A 21,586-nucleotide genomic window follows, 5' to 3' on the forward strand; every position below is an offset into this window, starting at 1 on the left:
TTCAAAACTGACACCCGTTTCCTTATCTACGCCACATAAAAAAGCCTTTCGTACTGTACGGCTGCAGATGTGATAATAGGAGGTATCTACTAAACTGATTTGTTGTGAGCGAGGCTTAGGCATAACAATTACCGAAATTAATAAAGGTAAATTAAGTCTAGTTTAGTGATTGAAATATGCACAAGTTATTATGGGTGGCCTGATAAGTTGCCTGATAAGTTCCTGTACGGCGGCAGATGTGATAATACGGGGTATCTACTAAACTGATTTGTTGTGAGCGAGGCTTAGGCATAACAATTACCGAAATTAATAAAGGTAAATTAAGTCTAGTTTAGTGGTTGAAATATGCACAAGTTACTATGGGTGGCCTGATAAGTTGCTAAACTGATTTGTTGTGAGCGAGGCTTAGGCATAACAATTACCGAAATTAATAAAGGTAAATTAAGTCTAGTTTAGTAGTTGAAATATGCACAAGTTATTATGGGTGGCCTGATAAGTTCAAACTCTTTTGAAATTTTTTCTATAACTTTGTCTTTAAACATAAAACTTCCAATTTATGACCAAACTTGATTTTGCAGCTAACAGTGTATTAATGCGCATTTCGATTTAATACAAAATCAAACCCAAAATTTAATGGGGCACAACACACTTTTTTATTAATAATATAAATACGTTATCAGTAATCATTTGCCTTTTCAAACTTCACCATGTTTGTAGAAAGTGAGCATTGAGATATGTGCGCCACCGTATGGCACGTTATATACAAATAAAATAACAAATATCGATTATAAATCAATCAATTAAAAATGTAGTACTTAATATTCGTGCCATTTAAAAAATGACATAACGTGCCATATCCTTGTCACTTGTTATAAATTAATTATAACTGTATATATATGCAGTTTTTTTGGTTGAGGTTAATATATGAATAAATCACTTTTTTTAGCCTGCGTTCGCGCTGAATTAAAAACAAGTAACTACAGCCTACCAACCGAAAAAGTTTCTTTATATTGGATTAAGGGTTTCATTATATGCAATGGTAAAAGTATGGGAGATCATAAGGTCAAAATATTTTTGAATAACCTTGCGATTGAAAATCAATATCCGCATTAGCGAAATAAAGCTACAAAAGAGTCATTGATGATTATGACGGCCATGTTAAAACTGCTGCCATTAATACCAAAGCCTTTAATGACAGTAATGGCGAAGTGGGTTGTTTATTATAGTCAATTAAAGCGAGAGTTAGAGCCGCTTTGTGGCAGTAGTGAATATTGTACCTACTACCTCATTTTCATGGCGCTATAATTTAATATTTTAATATATTAATATTTTAAAGCACAGTGTTATAGCATTGGCTGGTTAAATGAAAGGTCTCTGTCTTTGTGATGATTAGGCTGAAAAAGTAGTGATGTCGTAATAACACCTCAACCACTCACCATGTTTTAAACGCTACTATTAGGATTTAATTGCGTAGCAAGCATTAAATTTGCCCACTCTATTTCTAACACACTCTATTTCTAGCACGCTTTATTTCTAGCACGTAGGCTTGTTTGTATTTAGCGCTATTTAATTCTGTTTGGAGCCAAGATGTTCAGTCGCACGGTACTCGGTTATAAATTCAAGAGATAAAGTCAACCGTGCCCAAAAACATTATCTTTGGGATGGGTTTAGTAATAGGTCTACAGGTAAACGTTTCGTAATAACTTCCAAAGAACATAATTAACGAAACGTAATGTGTGGATAAAGTAAAATTAATAGCGCCATAACAATAAATTATCTGGCGCTACTCTATTTTCGGCCCTTAACGTATTTATTAAACTATTTAGTCCACGCTTTAGTCCACGCTTTAGTCCACGCTTTAGTCGTCAAAATTTATTTATAGATCAAATTCAGATGGCAAAATACCAACCGCATTACACGCTTCTTTAATTGCTTGTTTTTCATCCGCATCGAAATCACCATCAGCACCGGCAATAATGATACCTAATTGAATACAAGCTCTTGCTTGGTCTTGCTTGCCTTTTAATGCACTTAGCGCTTGAATAGCTTCAATTTTACCAAAGTCATAGTCCGCTTCTAATTTATTACAGAAAAAATCGAATTTATCTTTTAAATCAGCGGCAGCGAAAACTTTTAAAGTATCGTTAGACGTAATAAAACCTGCTGTTTTTTTACGTTCTTCGGCATCTATATCGCCATCAGCAGCAGCAACTAATGCACACATAGCCATAGAAGCATCAGCAAATTTTTGATTCTTAATTTTCCCAATGTTTTTTTGTAAACTGGCGTTTGCATCGTTCATTTTTTCTTTAATATCATTCCAAAAACTCATATTTTTCTCCATTATAAACTTATATGTTAATTTAAAAACACCGATTAATGCCTAAAAAATGGACTTAATTTTCCATCTTTTACACAAAACTTTTTTTGAGCAAGTCCTAGCATCGGGATATCTACTGGTAGATTCCCATAGGCTTCTTCGACTGTACACTGAAAATTTTCTTCTTTGGTCAACAAATTAAATCGAACAACTTTTTCTTCAATTTGGCACTCTTCGCCAATGAGACCATTTAATACTTTGTTATCTGCTATTAATAAGGTACCAATTACCCGTTTTACAGGCCATTTGAGCTCGTCAACAATACCTTCTATAAAACGCTGAGGCGAGGCTGTAATAATCCAAATTTCAACACCTTGTGCATGTAGCGACATCATTCTATCGACAACCGGTTGAATAGGCGTTAGTTTTTTTGCTGTGTCGACGCCAGCTTGAAATACTTGTTGCTGACTTTTTTTGTTTAAAGAAACTTTATAAAGCCGACATTTAATGATTTTCTTAATCGCTCCAATATAAACTCTGTAATTGATAAGAATAGGTAAAAGATATATAAAAAGCGGCTTATTACCTAAAAAATATTTAAATAAAAAACTTAAAGAATTTTCTTTCACCAAGGTTTCATCAAAATCAAATATTGCAATTTTATTCATTACTATCCTACATCTTTTATCAGCGCACAAGCACCAAAAGGCATTTCAGGCAGTACAATGACCGCAACGTTTTTTTCATTAGCAATTCTAATTAAATGTGCTATATCTGGATTATCATTATTATTAACCAGCAAAATATCAGGAACTCTGCGCAACATCACTCGAGTTGCTTCAGCAATACCAGGCTTAATTCTATTAATATCACTGACCGTAAAGTCGTTCATTAACTGGCTAATATACTGCTGGGTTTGTTGGTAGCGTGAAGCACGCTGCTCATCAGTGATAACCTCGGCCGCCTGATACGCTTGCGCAGAAAAACAGCTTGAAATTTCATTAATGAACCAGTTTGAATAATCATACTCTTTCAAATGCAGATAAGAAATACAGCCATGAAAATCATCCTGAGTAATTTGTTCATTGATCACCGAACGACTAATTAAACCACTAACGGTTGAGTTCATGAGTGCACTTGGAATAGTGTAATCATGTAATGTAACTGAATAATCAGCTGTACCACCAATATCAGAGACAACGTATAAGTCATCACTGATGTTGATATTACGGCTTTTATTATAGGCTTGAATAGCTTGTTTTAACTCTTTAGTAATTACCCCTTTTGCTGTCCAGCCATCAATAAAAACAATACTTTGAGGCGGAATGTTCAAATCAAAAATGAGGTAATCTAAAGCGTTAACATCAATGCCTTTATCACGCACAATACTAATCGAGTAATGCACTGATTTATATTGGCTATACTTATTAATTGCCTTATTAACAAGCACTCCAATAGGTGTGCCAGCGCGCACCAAAGAAACAATACAAACAGGTTGCTTAATATTTTTAGATATTAAGTAGGACAGTTGCATAATTTCATTAGCTAACTTTTGTTTATACTGAGCGGTTAAAGACAAAAATAATTGCTCATATTGTTCACTAGGTTTACTTTCTTGACTCACCATTTGTGAATAATGCAATTGGCCTGATTGAATCAACCTTTCTTTGTCTTCTACGGTATAAAAATTAGGTTTTATTTTTTTTAATAAAAATAGACAATCATCCTGAGGGTAACTGCCCACTAATGGCTGTTTCACTATTCTATTTCCTTATCAAAAATTTGCGCCTGCTGAGGTACAATTAAAAAATCAGAGTCGGCCATAAAAGGTAAGTCACTATGGCTATCACCGATGCCTAATACGGTATCATGCGGGCCAATAGCCATTTTTTCTTTCAAGAAAGAGACCGCAATTTTTTTCTGCGCATAGGGTGGTAACACAGCAAAGTTACGCCCATTACCGTGCAGCAACATGGTTTTTTTTAACACCGAACTCAAAAACTGATTTACTTGTAATGATTTATCTTGCTGGTAATTGTCTTTACTTATTTTGACACAAATATAAGCCGTAATACCTTGATCAACAATCAATCGAACCCGCACACCATTATTTAATGCCGTAAAGTGCGCAAGTATATGCTCATACAAAGTGGTTAAGGTTTGTTGCCAGCGAGTTAACTCAAACTCTTGCTCTAAAAACTCACGCCACTCGCCCAGTAATAAATGTTGATGATTCAAGATCACCGCACCATGTGACACAATGGCGTATTGACTGTTAATAATTACCGGCAATTGACAATTTAAAAATGAGCGACTGCTTCTGCCTGTTACCGGTATAATCACCCCATCCGCTTTAACCATTACATCGAGTAATTTTTGCTGTTGTATCGAAGAGTAGGCATAAGTATTACCCTGGGCATCAAGAGTTGCCGGGATTGAAAAATCAGGAATCTTGCCTTTAAAAGATCTAAATAATGTATCATCCAAATCAGTAAAAACAAACAACCGAGCTGATGCTGCTGTTAACATTTCCATTCGTGATACTTAACCTCGTCAGCGAATAGCAACCCTTCATATTCATTCTCACTCACGACAAATACTGATTTATTTTCCGGAAAAAAGTTATATAAATAATTTTCCGTATTATCGGTACTTGCTGCAATTTTATATTTGTTTGAAATAGCATTACACACCATAATAGGCGAGCGGTTGATCGACTGAAAAGCCACTTCAAACCCTGAATTTTCTAACTGTTCTGCTAATAAAAATGGGATGTACTGATGCTCACCATCAGCTATCACCAATGTATTCTGAGTGCTGTTGATAGCATTTAATTTTTCGACATAAGGCATACGTAGCCCACGCCTACCGATGTTTAGCGCAGAATCTGACTCTGTTAATTCAGAGTTAAGCTTATCTGGTCGTTTGGGATTAAAATTAGGGTCTTTTTCGATGCTGAAATTGGCTTTAACCAGCGACACATAACGAATAGAAATATCTAAGCCTAGATTTTGTAGCTTATTTTTTTCACCCCTTAGATCGACAATAGAGGTAATTACAATTTCTTCTAAATCGGGCAGGTAGGGAATAAGTTTTAAAAGCAGTACTTGGATGGTACGCCCTGTAGTGATCTCGTCATCAACGATAACCAGTCTTTTTGACTTTACAATAGCGGCTAATAAGTCTTTATTAGGCTTATAAAACATATGATTGACTGCATGGCTATGCTCTTCGTCAACGGTGAACCACAGTTCCTCTTGTAGCTTATGTCTTGTTGTATGCTGAAAATAAACCTCACTGTCTTGAGATTTAGCTAAACTATCGGCAACACCAGCACCTAGGCCGGTAGCAGCTTCAGCAAAACTAACAACATAGGTGCTTGTTCCATCACCTATTTTTTCTGCTAACTGGTTATACGTATGCCTCATCACGCTAGGTGCTGTAGGCGTATAACGCCCGATTAGCTTATTGATCAAAATAAAATGGCGCTTGGGATTTTCTCGACAACCGAATGCCAAAATGTTGTCTAATGTTGTTCTTTTTTCAGCTGAATGTAACGAAATGGTGCCAGCTTTTATGTCATAAATATGCTTCATATGTTCCAATTAAATTTTACGTCAGCTTTTTGGAGAATATCAATACCGCGTTCATTAAGCTTGTAATTAGTATCTCCTCTATTTTTTTAAGGTCTAGAGCTAGCTTAATAATTGTATTTTGTGACTTACCCAAAACTAATCTTTGCTTCTCAAGGTCAGTTTCGCTAGCGCAGTCCTTAACTATTTGTTCAAAAAAAGTATTATCACTTTTAAATTTTTTCATAACATCAGGATGTACTCTGATGTTAAGTAAGTGGTATTTCATTATACATATTTGGAATTTTACAAGAATATTCAAAAGAGAAGCCATACCATGCTCAATCACTTATCACTGTTGAACTCACGCTAATTGTCTGAGCTTGATTCAAGCGCTAAAAAAACACTCATAGACTTTATGAAGCTACAATCCATCACTCAATTCACCGCTCGGACACATCCATGTGTTTGCGGCATACCGTACATCCTGACCATTCGCCGCTCTTACACATCCATGTGTTTGCGGCATACCGTACATCCTGTACATAATATCTAGGCCTATAGAGATAGCTTAGTATTTATTGGATAACGTAATACATACTTGCTGCCCACGTAGCAAACAAAGCGAGTAAAAAATAAGCTACTTTCTTTGTTACTTTTTTGTAGTTAAATAACAAACTAGCGGCTACTGCAGCGGTTACACCAACAATAGACCAACGCAGTATGGTTAAGTTAGCATCTTGCACAAGGGGTAAGGAGTCCACCCCATTAATTAAAAACCAAGCTAACAAGGGTAAAGCAAATGCAACAGTAGTATCAAAAGTATTAGAGGCTAATGGGTTAGCAACTGCATCTTCATATTCGCCTTTCTGGGCATCTTTAACTGATAACATTAAGTCAGGCACAGAGGAAGCGGCAGCACCAAACACTAAACCAGCGAAAAACTGAGGAACACCTAATACCGCTGCGCTACCCAAAACACCTTCAACAAGTATATGAGATGCGCCAGAAATAACCGCAATGGCTAACGTTAAAACAACCAGTGCGCTCGTTAATGTGAAAGTACGATTTGAGAAAAATATAGCATTAAAGTTAAAGTAAAAAATATTGGCAATAATACCTTTATCTTCAATTTCTTCATATTCATACTCGTCTTCATCATCACCTACATGGTTTTTAGCATCAAAATACAGGTGTACTGCATATAAGCAGTATATTGCGTTTAGAGCAACTGCCATCCAGAGTGTAAAACTATTAAAACCAAGGAAGATAATTAACGCAATTTCTGCTGTTAATACCCAAAAAACATCACGTAACAACACTTTTTTGTTAAGTTCAATATGCTCTACGGCTTTACCCTTTTCATCTTTTGCCATAATGATTGATAAAGCAGGTATCACACAGCCATTAAAGATTGCCGAACCTGCCGTTACACCCAACGCCACCATAACAAGAGAGGGGTCATCAAACCAAAACAAACAAGCAATAACCACACACATTTCAGGCATGCTTGAACCAATGGCATTTACCGTTGCACCTTTAATCCCGGGTGGAAAATTTCGACCTAGGTATCCAGCGGCCTGTTCAAATGTATCACATGCATATTTCAGCAAATAACACGATAAAATAATATATAAAAATGGCAATAGTGAATCAAACATTTACTTCTCCAACTAAACGATATTAACGCCGTAATTCGTAGCCATAACATGTAGACTAACCGCGTTACCTTGTCGTACCACTCTAAATTTCTATTCGTTATTATGCCTATATAACTATTCAAAAATAAGAGCTGCTTCTATTGAATAATTTTCTGACAAATCATAACGGACTACTTCTTCATCCGACCTTTCATTAACAACAATCTTGTGGATAATATTACAAACAGCAGCTAAATCAATGTTAATTGACTCGTCATTTGCATCTACTTCTCCAATCAAATTATCGCCAGTATGCTGAAATATCTAAATCAAAGGCTGTCTCATCTGTTGGGCAAAAATCCCAGCAGAGGCCAGTCAAAAAATCACTTATTCCAGATGCTATTTTATAAAGTGATACGTCGCCGCATTTTAGCAAGGTTATTGCCATTCACATTAACCTATTACTACTCATGCCGCGATCTTATAGATAACTTGTTTCGGCGGTATTAATCGTTTCTTTTAACTTTTTATCACTAGTTGTTTCACCAATAGCAGAAAATTTCCAGTTACCATTATGTTTATATAATTTGCCTAAAATCATAGAAACAGAACCTGAAAATTTAGGATCATTAGCGATATCATAAGTTGCGTAAATAGAGTCAACACGCTCTGGCGTTCCCTCATACAAACGAATTGATGCAAAAGGAATGGTTTTAAAGTCATCACCACTGAATGAATTAAGCACGAATACCACTTGTTCTGCATTGGCAGGTAAGCGACTTAAGTCTACGTTGATTACTTCGTTGTCAATACCATCATCACCATCGGTATCACCTGTTGTGTCATCACCTGAATGCTGAATTCCTGTACTTTTTAGGTTTCCAAAATAAACGACATCCAATAATTTTTTATTGGCATCAAACACAGCACAACTGGCATCTAAATCAACAGAAACTTGTTTTGCTTTACCAAAAAAACCTTTCTTAGTAATAGCTCCCCAATTAACGCCAACACAGATATTGGTTAAACTGGAACCATTGGTTTTTTCTAGGCTTATTTTTTGCCCTTTTTTTAATGAAATTGCCATTATTAAATCCTTAATTCTAAAAAAAAATTAGCTGATATGATAAATCATCCCAACTAATTTTTAAGTTTATTTATGTAATAAAAAGTTTAAACTGAAACACCGTACTGGCGTGCTAGTGGACCAAGGCCACCCTCAAACCCTTGCCCAATAGCTTTAAATTTCCATTCGCTATTATGCAAATACAACTCACCAAAGATCAACGCAGTTTCAGTTGAGTAATCTTCTGATAGGTCATAACGTGCAACTTCTTCACTTGAAGTTGCATTAACAATACGCATAAAGGCATTTGATACTTGACCAAAGTTTTGCTTTCTTGATTCAGCCTCATGAATGGTTACTGCAACAACTATTTTAGTGATATCAGCCGGTATTTCTTTAAGGCTCACTTTGATAGCTTCATCATCGCCTTCGCCTTCGCCGGTTAAATTATCACCGGTATGTTCGACTGATTTACATTCAGAAATTAAATTATTAAAGAAAATAAAGCCATTGTCTGCTTTAACTTTACCTTCAGCATTCAACATAAATACCGATGCGTCTAAATCAAAATCAGCACCATCTGTTGCGCGAGAATCCCATCCTAAACCTAATAAACACTTTGTCATGCCCGGTGCAATTTTCTCCAAAGAAACATTGCCACCTTTTTGTAAAGATACTGCCATTTTAGAACTCCTTTATTTTAATAAAAAATATCGTCTCATTTACTAGTAAATAACTATTTAGATCAACGAGTTAATATAAAATCAGCTCAGCGCATTACTATTGTCAAACGATAATATCATGAAAAAACAATTTAAAATATGTCAGACTCATAATTCATAGATTTCCAGTTCACAGTAAGAAATTTTCTGGATATCTCTATTAAATGATGAGTAAATAAAAACACTAAGACTATAATTAATAAGATAAATTTAAAAATAGTTTTTACTTCAGTAGCTTAATGTAACATTTTTTGTAGCTTGCGTACTTTGTAAAAAACAAATGATATTAATATAAACGAAATAAACAAGTTAACCCACAGGAATAAAGAAAAGTCTGTGGTGCTTTCAGTATTTGACTTTATTTCAATTGCATTAGGAAATAAAGAAAACCAAGTAGAGCGTATGCCATAATATTTAACTTGTGCCATGCCATTTTCAAATTCCTGTGCAAGGGTTTGAAGATCAGCACTGTTGAACTTCATATAAAAGAAAGCATCTTCATTTCTTAATACTAAAGGTGCACCTTCCTTTATGGTATAAATATAGTAAACATCTTTAAATGTTACATCAATGCTCCCTTTTTCACTCGTACGCTTTACTTCAGTGCCTTGAATTTTAACCACATCATACTTAGGTGAATAAATATAAGTCACTGTGATTAACAATATAGAAAAAACACTAAGCACATAATATATGTACTTAAAATATTTAACTATATTGTTTACTATTTTTTGTTTTATATTAATCCAAAACTGTTTTAATGCATCCATTAAACTCATTACCTCTAAACATAAAATTTGTTATTTATTCTTAAATTTTGTCTGTCGTCTAATGTTAGTAAATTAATCATATAATCTTTTAATTAAAACAACAGTACTCAATTCCATAGTATCATCTACACTGATTTTCACGTATTCATTCTTCACTAAATAATTAATATGTATAATTCATCAATCTCAAAGGATAATCCCTCTGTGCCAACATAATCGCTGTCTCAATTAGTTTTATAAATAAATAGGGTACAGTAAATTAACGTTAGCGGTGTTTTCAAGACAATTGAAATAGATTATGGAATAAGAATTTAAGTCTACTTAATCATTAAATATTGGTCATTAATTGGTTACAATCATCTTCTAAAATACTGTTTCATCAGATGATCACCTAGATAAAGTCCCAAGTATATTATTAAACAATAGCGTATGAAGAGTCAGGGAATTAGATAGATGGGTAGATGCGTTATTTGATATTTTCGATGTAAACAAAGATGAGAAGCTTAATCGCAGTGAGTTTGTCGAGTTGATTGACGTTTTACTGCAAGATAAAAGTATTCAAATGTGCCAAACAATTTTTAATTTTTTTAATAAAAACAATGATAATTCAATTGCTAAGCTTGAATTAAAAGACATGTTAATCGATCTTGCCTTTTAATTTTCCAATAAGCGGTAAAGTCTGTTTCCAAAGTTAATAATAAAAATTATCATTAATTCTACCGCTTAAAATGGGTCAGGTATAAATCAGCATCAACTGTTAATGATAGACAGTTACGCCGATTATGTTGTGGGCATTAATATAAAAATTAATATAAAAATTAATATACAGCATTAATACCCATGTTTATTTGAATTAAAATTCAAGGCATATTTTACCGAAATGACGATTACTTTCCTGATACTCAAAAGCATTTACTATAGCGTCAAGTGAAAATATTTTATCAATTACTGGCTTCATTTGATTAGCTTCAATAGCTTTTATCATTTCTTGCTGCTGAGTTCGACTGCCAACCAGTACCCCTTGAAGCCTAACCTGTTGTATAAACGCGTTAACAAGATTAAGTTCACATGTTTGGCCCGACAAAATGCCGATAAGAGAGATTTGCCCACCTATTCTTACCGCAGCTAACGACTGCTCTAATGTTTCTCCACCACCAATTTCAACCACATGGTCAACACCAATGCCACCATTCAATGCTTTCGCGCGCGCTCCCCAATTGGGTTCAGTTTTGTAATTGATAACATGATCGGCTCCCATTGCCTTTAATCGTGCCAATTTTTTATCACTAGACGACGTTGCGATCACTTTAGCACCCATCATTTTTGCAAATTGCAGCGCAAAGATTGAAACACCTCCAGTACCTTGTAATAGCACACTATCACCGGCTTTAACCGTGTTAAAGTCGGTCAACGCACGCCAAGCAGTTAATCCAGCTGTCGTTAATGTTGAAGCTTCTACATGTGACCAGCCTTTAGGAGCTTTTGTGAATGCATTTAACGAAGAGGTGACATATTCACGAGCGTAACCATCAATACCGTCTCCCGGTACTGTGGAAAAGCCATCGACGATAGGTTCACCACTTATCCATGTTGGAAAAAAGGTACTGACGACATTGTCACCAACCTTAAACTCAGTCACATTTTTACCAACCTCAACGACTTCCCCTGCACCGTCAGCCATAGGTATTCTTCGTTCTGGTGACGCCCAAAGACCTTTCACTACAGCATAATCATGATAATTTAAAGAGTTAGCATGAAGTCTTACTGTTATTTCATCTAGACCTGGCTTATTTACTTTTGTCTGCTCAACGGTAACAGCATTAAAGCCTCCACCAGCATTGACAACAATCGTTTTACTTTCCATCAGTATTTCTTTACGTGATTAAATGTTGTGCGGACTATATCAGCTAGGTTACTATAGTCAACCAGTTAACTTTTTGTAACCTACTATCATGAATAAAGAATGCTATGAGCCCTGTCCTGTTGAAAGAGGTATGCGTATTATTGGTCACAAATGGACTGGGTCTATTTTATGGCACTTGAAAGACCAACCTATGCGCTTTAATGAAATTTCGAGACAACTGGCAGGCGCTAGTAAAAAAGTGATTGCAGAGCGCTTAAAAGCCATGGAAGCCAATAAACTTATCACCCGAACAGTGCTATCAACAAAACCTATTGCGGTGAGTTATGAGATAGCAAAAAAAGGGGTAAGCGCACTCTCTATTCTTGAAGAGCTAAAAGAATGGACAATTGACAACAATATGTAATACCAAGTTGATTAATTACCTGCTCATTTTTAATGGTTAAAATGAATAACTACTGCGTTATAAAATTTATAAGGTGAATAACTACTGACTAAATTTTATGCCTTGTATTTGTCCATTTTTCCTCATGAAAAAGTAGATCACTTAATTAATCAAATTGGTATAATACCAGTTCCATTAAGTTTGTGATCTTGTTGTGCGCAGGAAAAATAACTCAAGGTAAGGCGCTCGATTGAGCAATAGCTGGCTATTGGGATTGAGAGCAACACAGCCTTGAGCTATTTTAACTAGTACAAGTGAGCAATAACTTAATGGGATTGGTATAAGAGCGTAAATGTGGTGACTTGCAATGCTAGCCTGTTATAAAGCCAGTTAAAACCTATAAGGAGTCAACAAAATCACTTGCTATAGGTTTTAATTTACCCCTTAAAAATAAAACCTATAGCAACAACATAAGATTCTGCAGCCAACATTTATGCTGTTAAAACACTGTATTCTTTAAAAATTATCAATCCATTTAAAGACTTCGTTATACTCTTCATTAAGGCTTAAAGGCGGGTAACTAAACTTAGTCAACCATATAATAAAGTCTCCTTTGAGCCTGATCTTGGCACCTTGACTTCAATCAATTTAATTAGCCTTGTTATCCACCACCTTTTTTACCGCTTAGGTTGACGCTAGTCACTTGTCCTCTGCGTATTCAAAGTCATAGTAGACATCGGCCATTCGCAAAATAATAGAGAAAAATTTAATAGTTAATTTAGTGATTTTTCTAGCCATCAATAGGGCATGTCGTATACCGTAGTACCATTCAAATTTTGACGGAAAATAATCTTGCAGCCAATGATTCAAATCACCGATGTTAATAAGGTTTATGCTAGTGGTTTTCAAGCACTGAATAATATTAACTTATCAATAAAACCTGCTGAAATTTTTGCCTTGTTAGGTCCTAATGGTGCCGGTAAAACAACACTCATTAGTGCTATTTGTGGCATTGTTGATGCCACTTCTGGGCAAATCACTGTTGACGGTAAAGATATTGTTACCGATTACCGACACACGCGTAAACTTATTGGTTTAGTACCACAGGAGTTGACCACCGATGCCTTTGAAACGGTTTGGACGACTGTGTCATTTAGCCGCGGGTTATTTGGCAAAAAGCCAAACCCAGCTTTTATCGAGAAAACACTTAAATCATTGTCACTTTGGGATAAAAAAGATAATCGCCTGATGGAATTGTCTGGCGGTATGAAACGCCGAGTGATGATTGCGAAAGCACTATCTCATGAACCGGAAGTTTTATTTTTAGATGAACCCACCGCAGGCGTTGATGTAGAGCTGCGCAAAGATATGTGGCAATTGGTGCGGCAATTACGTGACAATGGCGTCACTATTATTTTAACCACACATTATATTGAAGAAGCGGAAGAGATAGCTGACCGTATTGGCGTGATTAAAAATGGTCAACTTATTTTGGTTGAAGATAAAATAGCGTTAATGAATCAATTAGGCACCAAGCAATTGATCCTCGATTTAAAAGAACCTTTAACTGAGATACCTGCCAATATCGCTGATTTTAATTTACAGCTTAAAAACAATGGTCTGCAATTAATTTATAGTTATGATGCCACCGAAGAGCACACCGGAATCTCTGTTTTACTGCAGCATTTGTCAGTCGCCGGCATTGCCTTTAAAGATATCAAAACCGATCAAAGTTCGTTGGAAGATATATTTGTCTCATTAGTAAAGGAAACAACATGAATCGTTACGCCGTTGCGGCTATTTATAAATTTGAAATGGCTCGTACCAAACGTACTATTTTTCAAAGTATTATTTCTCCAGTAATTTCTACCTCACTTTATTTTGTGGTTTTTGGCTCGGCAATTGGCTCTCGTATTACTGAAATAGGTGGCGTTAGCTACGGTGCTTTTATTGTACCGGGGTTAATTATGCTATCGCTATTAACCCAAAGCATTTCTAATGCGTCATTTGGTATTTATTTTCCCAAATTTACCGGCACTATTTATGAATTACTTTCTGCACCGGTATCTTCTTTTGAAGTGTTGCTCGGTTATGTTGGTGCGGCAGCGACTAAGTCAACGTTATTAGCGTTAATTATTTTAGCCACCGCACATTTTTTCGTTCCACTTGAAATAGCCCATCCATTTTGGATGCTATTCTTTTTAGTGATGACCGCCATTACCTTTAGCTTATTTGGTTTTATTATTGGTATCTGGGCCGACAATTTTGAAAAGCTACAAGTGATCCCACTGATTATTATTACCCCACTAGTTTTCTTAGGAGGTACATTTTATTCCGTCAGTATGTTGCCACCCTTTTGGCAAACAGTAACGCAGTTTAACCCAGTGTTTTATTTAATCAGTGGCTTTCGATGGAGTTTTTATGAAGTAGCTGAGGTCAGTTTAATGACAAGTCTTGGTGTGATGGGCGGCTTTTTAGCCTTGTGTTTATTAGCCGTTACTTGGATATTTAAAAGTGGTTATCAGATAAGACAATAATAGCCACTGATACCAACACTTTTCCTACCGCTGATTTTATTGGGTGATATAGCTAAAGACTTAGTAATTTGTTTACCACTGCCCTGATGTATCCAACAAATTACTCAAGATAAACTATGATGAATAAGTGTCTCTATGGCACTTATTCATCATATTATCGGATAGATAATATCGTTTATGCTAAAGACACCTTAAGGTTAACCGATACCAAATAACCATAAACTTCAACGACCAATACCCAATACCACGATAATGAAATCTGTTGTTGATTCATCGGCACAAAACAACGGGCGCTTTTTTGGCGCTCACTCAATCTCGTCCCACAGGATGGCCTTTGATACCATCGCCGCCCCTACCTAGCACATAGTGTAATCACCAAATGTTTACTCTGAGACAATAGGCTCAATCGGTTTAGCCAGTAAGGTAAAGGTATAAATATAAATGGCAGTAATCACTATACTAGGGGCGAAAGTTAAACATAAGTTGTTGCTTTAATTAATGAAGTTGACCCCAATAGCAATGCTGGCTTGCATCGTTATCGGCAACAGTGGTACTAATACCAAGTTGATTAATTACCTGCTCATTTTTAATGGTTAAAATGAATAACTACAGCGTTATAAAATTTATAAGGTGAATAACTACTGACTAAACTTTATGCCTTGTATTTGTCCATTTTTCCTCATGAAAAAGTAGATCACTTAATTAATCAAATTGATATTAGTCATGATCACTCATTACATCATCTATAAAATCTTGAAGTTGTATGGGTTTAATTAACTTATAGCCTATCCTTGATACCTTATTAAATATTGCAATATTTAATTCCGCACTGCAGAATGATATTATAAAACTCACAACTTGAACGTCTTTCTCAAGATAATAAACACCTTAAGGCTGTAGATGAAATACTATCCAATAGTGCTGATATTAGCCGTGGCACTGATCCTGTCTGGCGGCTTTTTAGCCAATCAAATACAAACTAATGGCGGTACGGTAAAAGTGAGTCATGTTCGCTTTGCCGGCAACGACGGCATTATTACCCACGCACGACTTTACGTACCTAATGGCGTTTCAAACACAAATCCAGCACCTGGCATTATTGCTACTCACGGTTATATCAACTCAAATGAAACCCAAGCAGCTTTTGCCATCGAATTTGCGCGACGCGGTTACGTTGTCCTAGTGCCGGATCAAACCGGCCATGGTTATTCCGATCCCGCCGCTTTCACTAATGGCTTTGGAGGCATAGATACACTGGCTTATATCAAGACATTGCCATTCGTTGATCAAAATAATATTGGCCTCGAAGGTCACTCTATGGGCGGTTGGGCATCACTTGTGGCAGCTGGTATCTATCCAAACGATTATCAATCTATAGTGATACTAGGTTCATCACCTGGCACTTATGGTACGCCTAAAGGAACTGCGGATTGGCCACGTAATATCGCGGTTATTTTTTCCAAGTACGATGAGTTTTCATCGCTGATGTGGGGCGTTGATATAGCAACAGAGATCACAAAAACCGATAAACTTAAGACCCTGTTTAATAGCTCTGAAACAATCATCGCAGGCAAACTTTACGGCAATATTGCAGACGGTACCGCACGTATTTTTTATCAACCCGCAGTTACGCATCCAGGTATTCACTTTTCATCAGTCGCAATAGGGCATGCTATTGACTGGTTTGATCAAACTTTAGCTGGCGCACATCCCATTCCATCTGCCAAACAAGTTTGGCTATGGAAAGAACTCGGCACATTACTGGCTTTAATTGGTATGGTCGTACTCATCGCGCCTGCCCTAAGCAGACTAGCTCAAACCTCAGTATTTAATTCGCTTAAAGACACAACGCCTAAATTGTACAGTTTAACCGGACGAAGTTGGTGGGTAGCCGCTCTGATATTTACCGCTTTGCCGGCACTAACACTGTTCCCGTTTAAGGGCATCAGTGAAACGCTAGGGTGGCAAGCATCAGCGTTTTTCGCTCAAAATATCAGCACTCAAATTATAGTGTGGGCACTGCTAACTGGACTGATTTCAATGTCACTTTTTCTGCTTTGGCATTACTTGTTGAACCGTAAAACCGGTGCTAGTTTTGCAAGCTATGGATTAACTTGGCAGGGCCGAGCAGATATGTCCTCTATCGCACACTCATTTTTGCTGGCATTTGCTGTTGTTAGCGTACTTTATACCTCACTGGTATTAACCGACTATTTATTTGATGTCGACTATCGTATTTGGGTTTTTGCCATCAAACTGTTAAGCCCATTACAAATGGGCATTGCTCTGTTATATCTGCTGCCGTTCAGCCTGTTTTTTATCATTGTTGCTACCGTGTTACATGGTCAACTGCGGCGCGACAATTGGAGCTTTAGTCAAGAGCTATGGGCAAACTGGCTATTATTGAATTTTGGTTATCTGCTGTTGTTGACTGCACAATACACACCGCTGCTAATGGGTAAGACACTGTTAATAGCCAGTGAGCCATTGTGGTCGATTATCGCATTGCAGTTTGTGCCATTAATGACCATCGCGGCAGTGGTTTTTACTAGCGCCTACCGCGTTACCGGTCGGGTTTACACCGGCGGTTTTATTAATGCCATGATCATCACTTGGGTAATTGTGGCTAGTCAGGCAACGCACTACGCATTCTGATTAATCGTTAGTTAAGTAATACCACAGAGTCGTATTGCCAAAGCATTCATTAACCGTGTGCAAAATAATCATATGGCGATCTGAGTAAAGAATCAAAAAGATGATCCGAATACATCGGCTTTAACTGATCATGTGCATAATATTTCTAAACGCAAACAATTAATAATAGCTAGCAATTATGCTGTTATTAATACCGCTGTCGAACCTTTTCAGTATATTTAATGCTAGGGTGGTTGAGTAAATGTTTTTAAAATCATTGTCTGTTGACTGATTAGGAAAAAATTATGAGTGATAATAACAAGATAAAAGCATCTGATTTATTTGTCCAAGCATTAGAAGCTGAAGGGGTAGATTATATCTTTGCAGTACCAGGAGAAGAAAACCTGGATATGCTCGAATCCTTACGTAAGTCATCAATTACATTAGTGTTAACCCGCCATGAACAAGGTGCCGGGTTTATGGCCGCTACTTATGGTCGGCTTACTAATAAAGCCGGTGTTTGTATGGCAACACTGGGGCCTGGAGCAACAAATCTAGCAACACCTGCTGCTTATGCTCACTTAGGTGGCATGCCCTTAGTTATGATTACCGGACAAAAACCAATCAAAAAATCAAAGCAAGGCCAGTTTCAAATTATTGATATAGTTGGCTTGTTTGACCCTATTTGTAAAATGTCTAAACAAATTGTCCACGGTGATACTATTCCCTCTTTAGTGCGCGAAGCTTTCCGCCTTTGTGAAGAAGAACGCCCCGGCGCGGTACTGTTAGAGTTACCCGAAGATATTGCGACTGAAGATTGTACTGCCGGGGTAATGACACCACATAAACGCCTTTATGCTAGCCCTAATGATCTGGCGATAGAAGAAGCGGTTAGGTTAATAGAAGCCGCTAAAATGCCGTTAATACTGATTGGCGCCGGCGCAAATCGGCAAAATGTTCGAGAGGCAATGTGCAGCTTTGTTCACTCAACACGTATTCCGTTTTTTGTGACGCAAATGGGCAAAGGCGTCGTTGATGAACGCTCAAGTCTATTTTTAGGTACCGCCGCGTTATCAGCCGGCGATTATTTACATTGTGCCATTGAACGAGCAGATTTAATTATTAACATTGGCCATGATGTTATTGAAAAACCACCTTTTTTTATGGGACAAGGGGGTAAGAAAGTCATTCATGTTAATTATAAATCGGCCCAAGTGGATCAAGTTTATTTTCCACAATTAGAAATTATTGGCGATCTGGCGGCTTCTGTTAATGCCTTAAAAAATAAAGTAGCGGGCGAGGTTAAGTTCGATAGAAGCTATTTTGATAAAATAAAACTCGCCATTGATCAGCATATTGACGCAGGAGCCGATGACCATCGTTTTCCTATTATTCCACAGCGCTTTGTGGCTGATATTCGCAAGGTTATGGGCGAAAAAGACATCATCACTTTAGATAATGGTATGTATAAACTTTGGTTTGCGCGTAACTATAAAGCTTATCAACCCAATACCGTATTACTGGATAACGCCCTTGCCACCATGGGTGCAGGCCTACCCTCAGGTATGATGGCTGCAATGCTAAATCCAGATAAACGTGTGATGGCAATCTGTGGTGATGGCGGTTTTATGATGAATTCACAAGAATTAGAAACCGCCATTCGTTTAGGTTTGAACTTAGTGGTAACTGTGTTAAATGACAATGCTTATGGCATGATCCGTTGGAAGCAAATCAGTTCTGGTTTTGCCGATTGGGGTTTAGAGTTTAACAATCCTGACTTTGTTAAATACGCAGAAAGTTATGGCGCAACCGGTCATAGAATCACCTCTGCTGACAATATTATTGCTACCTATGAAAAAGCATTTTCAGCGGGAGGTGTTCACCTAATCGAACTGCCGGTTGATTACTCTGAAAATCAAAAAGTATTGGTTGATGAATTGGCAGAAAAAGTTTGTTTAATCTAAAACTACGATTTCGATATGGCTTGTTAGCAAGCAATTTTTAACTTATTAAAGAGCATATTATGGCCGATGTAGACGAAAGCAATGTAACCAAAACACTTGATGTTGTTAACCCTTATGATCAAACTTATCTCGGGTCTTTACCAATAGTCACTTGGGATGATATTGACCAAGATTTAACCACCGCTCAGCAACTATTTAAAGACCGCAAACAATGGCTTCCTGCCTTTGAGCGGATAAATATTCTCAACAAAGCTGCATTGCTGATTTCACAAAAAGCGGATGAATTAGCGCTTTTAATCGCCAGTGAAGGTGGCAAACCGCTGGTTGATGCCCGTGTAGAGGTTAGTAGAGCTATTGATGGCGTAGCACTTTGCGCGAAAGAAATATCTACCCTAACCGGTACGCAAATCCCAATGGATTTAACTCAAGCTGGTGCCGGTAGAATCGCCTTTACTACCAAAGAGCCTATTGGAGTAGTAGTTGCCGTTTCAGCGTTTAATCATCCGTTAAACTTAATTGTTCATCAAGTGGCTCCAGCCATTGCGGCCGGTTGCCCGGTGCTAATTAAACCTGCACGAGATACGCCGTTATCCTGTAAAGCATTCGTTGATATTTTACATGAAGCAGGATTACCGCCACAGTGGTGTCGTTTTATTATGTGCGAAACGTCGACCTCTGAAAGAATGATCACCGACCCTCGTGTCGCCTTTTTCAGTTTTATTGGTTCAGCTAAAATAGGTTGGATGTTGCGCGCTAAATTAGCACCTGGTACGCGTTGCGCATTAGAACATGGTGGAGTTGCCCCGGTTATCATTGAAAAAAGTGCCGATATTGCAGCGATGGTCCCAAGTTTACTCAAAGGTGGTTTTTATCATTCGGGACAAGTATGTGTGTCTGTACAGCGTATTTTTGCGCCTAAAGAGCAAGCTAAGGCTATCGCACAAATGTTGGCTGACGGCGCAGCAAAACTTATTGTCGGTAACGCTATTGATGAAACGACCGAATGTGGGCCACTTATTCGTCCTAAAGAAGTTGATCGCGTTGAAGCCTGGGTTGATGAAGCTGTGTCGGCAGGCGCAACCCTAGTCACCGGCGGTAAACGACTGGGTGAAACCACTTATGCGCCAACCGTGCTACTTGAACCACCCGTTGATGCCAAAGTATCTACCATGGAAATTTTTGGCCCTGTAGTTTGTGTCTATGGCTATGACGATATTAACCAAGCTATTGCTCAAGCTAATTCGCTGGAATATGCCTTTCAAGCTTCGGTATTTACCAAAAACCTTGATACCGCAATGAGTGCCATACAAGCATTAGACGCTACAGCGGTTATGGTGAATGATCATACTGCTTTTCGTGTTGATTGGATGCCTTTCGCTGGGCGTAAACAGTCGGGTTATAATACCGGTGGTATTGCTTACACCATGCATGATATGTCTCAGGATAAAATGGCAGTTATTAAGCTTTAACTGCGCGAAATAAAAACTATTTGCTAAAACCCAAAAGGGGTCTCTAATTGCTAGAGACTCCCTTTTTTTGTGCGGCTTTGAAATAGCCTTTAATACCAATTTAATTAATTAAGTGATTACCTTTTTGATGAGGAAAAATGGCTAAATACAAGCCATAAAATTTAGTCAGTAGTTATTCATTTTATAAATTTTATAACGCTGTAGTTATTCATTTTAACCATTAAAAATGAGTAGGTAGTTAATCAACTTGGTATAAGCTGGTCGTTATTTCGTTATCACTGTTTATCTATCTTATGAGCGATATATTTACCCGCAGCAAGCAAACTATTTACGGCGACAATTACACTCCAGCCAACACCAGCAAAAAATGCTCAATGAGCAATTAGAAAGAAGTAAACACAGTTTTTTTGATGCTATTAACGCTCAATTCGCTAGTTGGGAGCTCACCGCTGCAAAAGGAGCACGTGTGGCTGAGCATCGCTTGAAAATAAATTAATTAACTAGCGAGGTGCTAGTTACTTATACCAATCCCATTAAGTTATTGCTCACTTGTACTAGTTAAAATAGCTCAAGGCTGTGTTGCTCTCAATCCCAATAGCCAGCTATTGCTCAATCGAGCGCCTTACCTTGAGTTATTTTTCCTGCG

At 37.3% G+C, this 21,586-nt stretch carries 18 protein-coding genes; 7 read left to right on the forward strand and 11 right to left on the reverse strand.

Annotated features, from left to right (window positions below; genetic code table 11):
• The first annotated feature begins 924 nt into the window (after nucleotides 1-924).
• Nucleotides 925-1,113: an integrase gene (locus ESZ39_RS14995; RefSeq protein ID WP_146880735.1), complete on the forward strand. Its 189-nt coding sequence runs from the start codon at nucleotides 925-927 to the stop codon at nucleotides 1,111-1,113.
• Between the two features lie 763 nt (nucleotides 1,114-1,876).
• Here the strand turns inward: ESZ39_RS14995 and ESZ39_RS15000 are convergent.
• From ESZ39_RS15000 to ESZ39_RS15055, 11 genes are all read right to left on the reverse strand, one after another.
• Nucleotides 1,877-2,332, reverse strand: coding sequence for a tellurite resistance TerB family protein (locus tag ESZ39_RS15000; protein WP_146880736.1), 456 nt, complete (start codon nucleotides 2,330-2,332; stop codon nucleotides 1,877-1,879).
• A 44-nt stretch (nucleotides 2,333-2,376) separates the two neighbouring features.
• Nucleotides 2,377-2,988, reverse strand: coding sequence for an HAD family hydrolase (locus ESZ39_RS15005; RefSeq protein WP_146880737.1), 612 nt, complete (start codon nucleotides 2,986-2,988; stop codon nucleotides 2,377-2,379).
• Between the two features lie 2 nt (nucleotides 2,989-2,990).
• Complete coding sequence (locus ESZ39_RS15010; RefSeq protein ID WP_146880738.1) at nucleotides 2,991-4,079, reverse strand: cysteine protease StiP family protein; 1,089 nt, start codon at nucleotides 4,077-4,079, stop codon at nucleotides 2,991-2,993.
• Complete coding sequence (locus tag ESZ39_RS15015; RefSeq protein ID WP_146880739.1) at nucleotides 4,079-4,855, reverse strand: HAD family hydrolase; 777 nt, start codon at nucleotides 4,853-4,855, stop codon at nucleotides 4,079-4,081. The genes ESZ39_RS15010 and ESZ39_RS15015 overlap by 1 nt, the downstream gene beginning before the upstream one ends.
• Nucleotides 4,843-5,916: a phosphoribosyltransferase domain-containing protein gene (locus ESZ39_RS15020; RefSeq protein WP_146880740.1), complete on the reverse strand. Its 1,074-nt coding sequence runs from the start codon at nucleotides 5,914-5,916 to the stop codon at nucleotides 4,843-4,845. The genes ESZ39_RS15015 and ESZ39_RS15020 overlap by 13 nt, the downstream gene beginning before the upstream one ends.
• Nucleotides 5,917-6,470: 554 nt before the next feature.
• On the reverse strand, nucleotides 6,471-7,553 hold the full coding sequence (locus ESZ39_RS15025; protein WP_146880741.1) for a sodium:calcium antiporter: 1,083 nt from the start codon (nucleotides 7,551-7,553) through the stop codon (nucleotides 6,471-6,473).
• Between the two features lie 114 nt (nucleotides 7,554-7,667).
• Nucleotides 7,668-7,832, reverse strand: coding sequence for a TerD family protein (locus ESZ39_RS18420; protein ID WP_223270409.1), 165 nt, complete (start codon nucleotides 7,830-7,832; stop codon nucleotides 7,668-7,670).
• Between the two features lie 181 nt (nucleotides 7,833-8,013).
• Nucleotides 8,014-8,619, reverse strand: a complete 606-nt coding sequence (locus ESZ39_RS15035) for a TerD family protein (protein ID WP_146880742.1) — start codon at nucleotides 8,617-8,619, stop codon at nucleotides 8,014-8,016.
• Nucleotides 8,620-8,705: 86 nt separating this feature from the next.
• Complete coding sequence (locus ESZ39_RS15040) at nucleotides 8,706-9,281, reverse strand: TerD family protein (protein ID WP_146880743.1); 576 nt, start codon at nucleotides 9,279-9,281, stop codon at nucleotides 8,706-8,708.
• A 275-nt stretch (nucleotides 9,282-9,556) separates the two neighbouring features.
• Entirely contained in the window at nucleotides 9,557-10,090 is a 534-nt protein-coding gene (locus ESZ39_RS15045; protein WP_191321815.1) for a DUF1523 family protein, read from the reverse strand.
• Between the two features lie 853 nt (nucleotides 10,091-10,943).
• Nucleotides 10,944-11,954: a zinc-dependent alcohol dehydrogenase family protein gene (locus ESZ39_RS15055; RefSeq protein ID WP_146880745.1), complete on the reverse strand. Its 1,011-nt coding sequence runs from the start codon at nucleotides 11,952-11,954 to the stop codon at nucleotides 10,944-10,946.
• A gap of 88 nt (nucleotides 11,955-12,042) precedes the next feature.
• Here ESZ39_RS15055 and ESZ39_RS15060 point away from each other — a divergent pair, with 88 nt between their 5' ends.
• From ESZ39_RS15060 to ESZ39_RS15085, 6 genes are all read left to right on the forward strand, one after another.
• A complete protein-coding gene (locus ESZ39_RS15060; protein WP_223270411.1) occupies nucleotides 12,043-12,357 on the forward strand; it encodes a winged helix-turn-helix transcriptional regulator in 315 nt (104 codons plus the stop codon).
• Nucleotides 12,358-13,197: 840 nt separating this feature from the next.
• Nucleotides 13,198-14,115, forward strand: coding sequence for an ABC transporter ATP-binding protein (locus ESZ39_RS15065; RefSeq protein WP_262984500.1), 918 nt, complete (start codon nucleotides 13,198-13,200; stop codon nucleotides 14,113-14,115).
• On the forward strand, nucleotides 14,112-14,873 hold the full coding sequence (locus tag ESZ39_RS15070; protein WP_146880747.1) for an ABC transporter permease: 762 nt from the start codon (nucleotides 14,112-14,114) through the stop codon (nucleotides 14,871-14,873). Before ESZ39_RS15065 ends, ESZ39_RS15070 begins: the two co-directional genes overlap by 4 nt.
• A gap of 900 nt (nucleotides 14,874-15,773) precedes the next feature.
• Nucleotides 15,774-17,528: an alpha/beta hydrolase family protein gene (locus ESZ39_RS15075; protein WP_146880748.1), complete on the forward strand. Its 1,755-nt coding sequence runs from the start codon at nucleotides 15,774-15,776 to the stop codon at nucleotides 17,526-17,528.
• A 302-nt stretch (nucleotides 17,529-17,830) separates the two neighbouring features.
• Complete coding sequence (locus ESZ39_RS15080; protein WP_262984501.1) at nucleotides 17,831-19,471, forward strand: acetolactate synthase large subunit; 1,641 nt, start codon at nucleotides 17,831-17,833, stop codon at nucleotides 19,469-19,471.
• 59 nt (nucleotides 19,472-19,530) lie between these two features.
• A complete protein-coding gene (locus ESZ39_RS15085; protein ID WP_146880750.1) occupies nucleotides 19,531-20,940 on the forward strand; it encodes an aldehyde dehydrogenase family protein in 1,410 nt (469 codons plus the stop codon).
• Nucleotides 20,941-21,586: the final 646 nt, after the last annotated feature.

Source organism: Colwellia sp. C1TZA3 (assembly GCF_007954265.1).
Classification (GTDB): domain Bacteria; phylum Pseudomonadota; class Gammaproteobacteria; order Enterobacterales; family Alteromonadaceae; genus Cognaticolwellia.

Bases quoted from the DNA above. Each gene is read 5' to 3' on its own strand.
- ESZ39_RS14995 (WP_146880735.1), top strand. From the start codon at position 925: ATGAATAAATCACTTTTTTTAGCCTGCGTTCGCGCTGAATTAAAAACA.
- ESZ39_RS15000 (WP_146880736.1), bottom strand. From the start codon at position 2,332: ATGAGTTTTTGGAATGATATTAAAGAAAAAATGAACGATGCAAACGCC.
- ESZ39_RS15005 (WP_146880737.1), bottom strand. From the start codon at position 2,988: ATGAATAAAATTGCAATATTTGATTTTGATGAAACCTTGGTGAAAGAA.
- ESZ39_RS15015 (WP_146880739.1), bottom strand. From the start codon at position 4,855: ATGGAAATGTTAACAGCAGCATCAGCTCGGTTGTTTGTTTTTACTGAT.
- ESZ39_RS15020 (WP_146880740.1), bottom strand. From the start codon at position 5,916: ATGAAGCATATTTATGACATAAAAGCTGGCACCATTTCGTTACATTCA.
- ESZ39_RS15025 (WP_146880741.1), bottom strand. From the start codon at position 7,553: ATGTTTGATTCACTATTGCCATTTTTATATATTATTTTATCGTGTTAT.
- ESZ39_RS15035 (WP_146880742.1), bottom strand. From the start codon at position 8,619: ATGGCAATTTCATTAAAAAAAGGGCAAAAAATAAGCCTAGAAAAAACC.
- ESZ39_RS15040 (WP_146880743.1), bottom strand. From the start codon at position 9,281: ATGGCAGTATCTTTACAAAAAGGTGGCAATGTTTCTTTGGAGAAAATT.
- ESZ39_RS15045 (WP_191321815.1), bottom strand. From the start codon at position 10,090: ATGGATGCATTAAAACAGTTTTGGATTAATATAAAACAAAAAATAGTA.
- ESZ39_RS15055 (WP_146880745.1), bottom strand. From the start codon at position 11,954: ATGGAAAGTAAAACGATTGTTGTCAATGCTGGTGGAGGCTTTAATGCT.
- ESZ39_RS15060 (WP_223270411.1), top strand. From the start codon at position 12,043: ATGAATAAAGAATGCTATGAGCCCTGTCCTGTTGAAAGAGGTATGCGT.
- ESZ39_RS15065 (WP_262984500.1), top strand. From the start codon at position 13,198: ATGATTCAAATCACCGATGTTAATAAGGTTTATGCTAGTGGTTTTCAA.
- ESZ39_RS15070 (WP_146880747.1), top strand. From the start codon at position 14,112: ATGAATCGTTACGCCGTTGCGGCTATTTATAAATTTGAAATGGCTCGT.
- ESZ39_RS15075 (WP_146880748.1), top strand. From the start codon at position 15,774: ATGAAATACTATCCAATAGTGCTGATATTAGCCGTGGCACTGATCCTG.
- ESZ39_RS15085 (WP_146880750.1), top strand. From the start codon at position 19,531: ATGGCCGATGTAGACGAAAGCAATGTAACCAAAACACTTGATGTTGTT.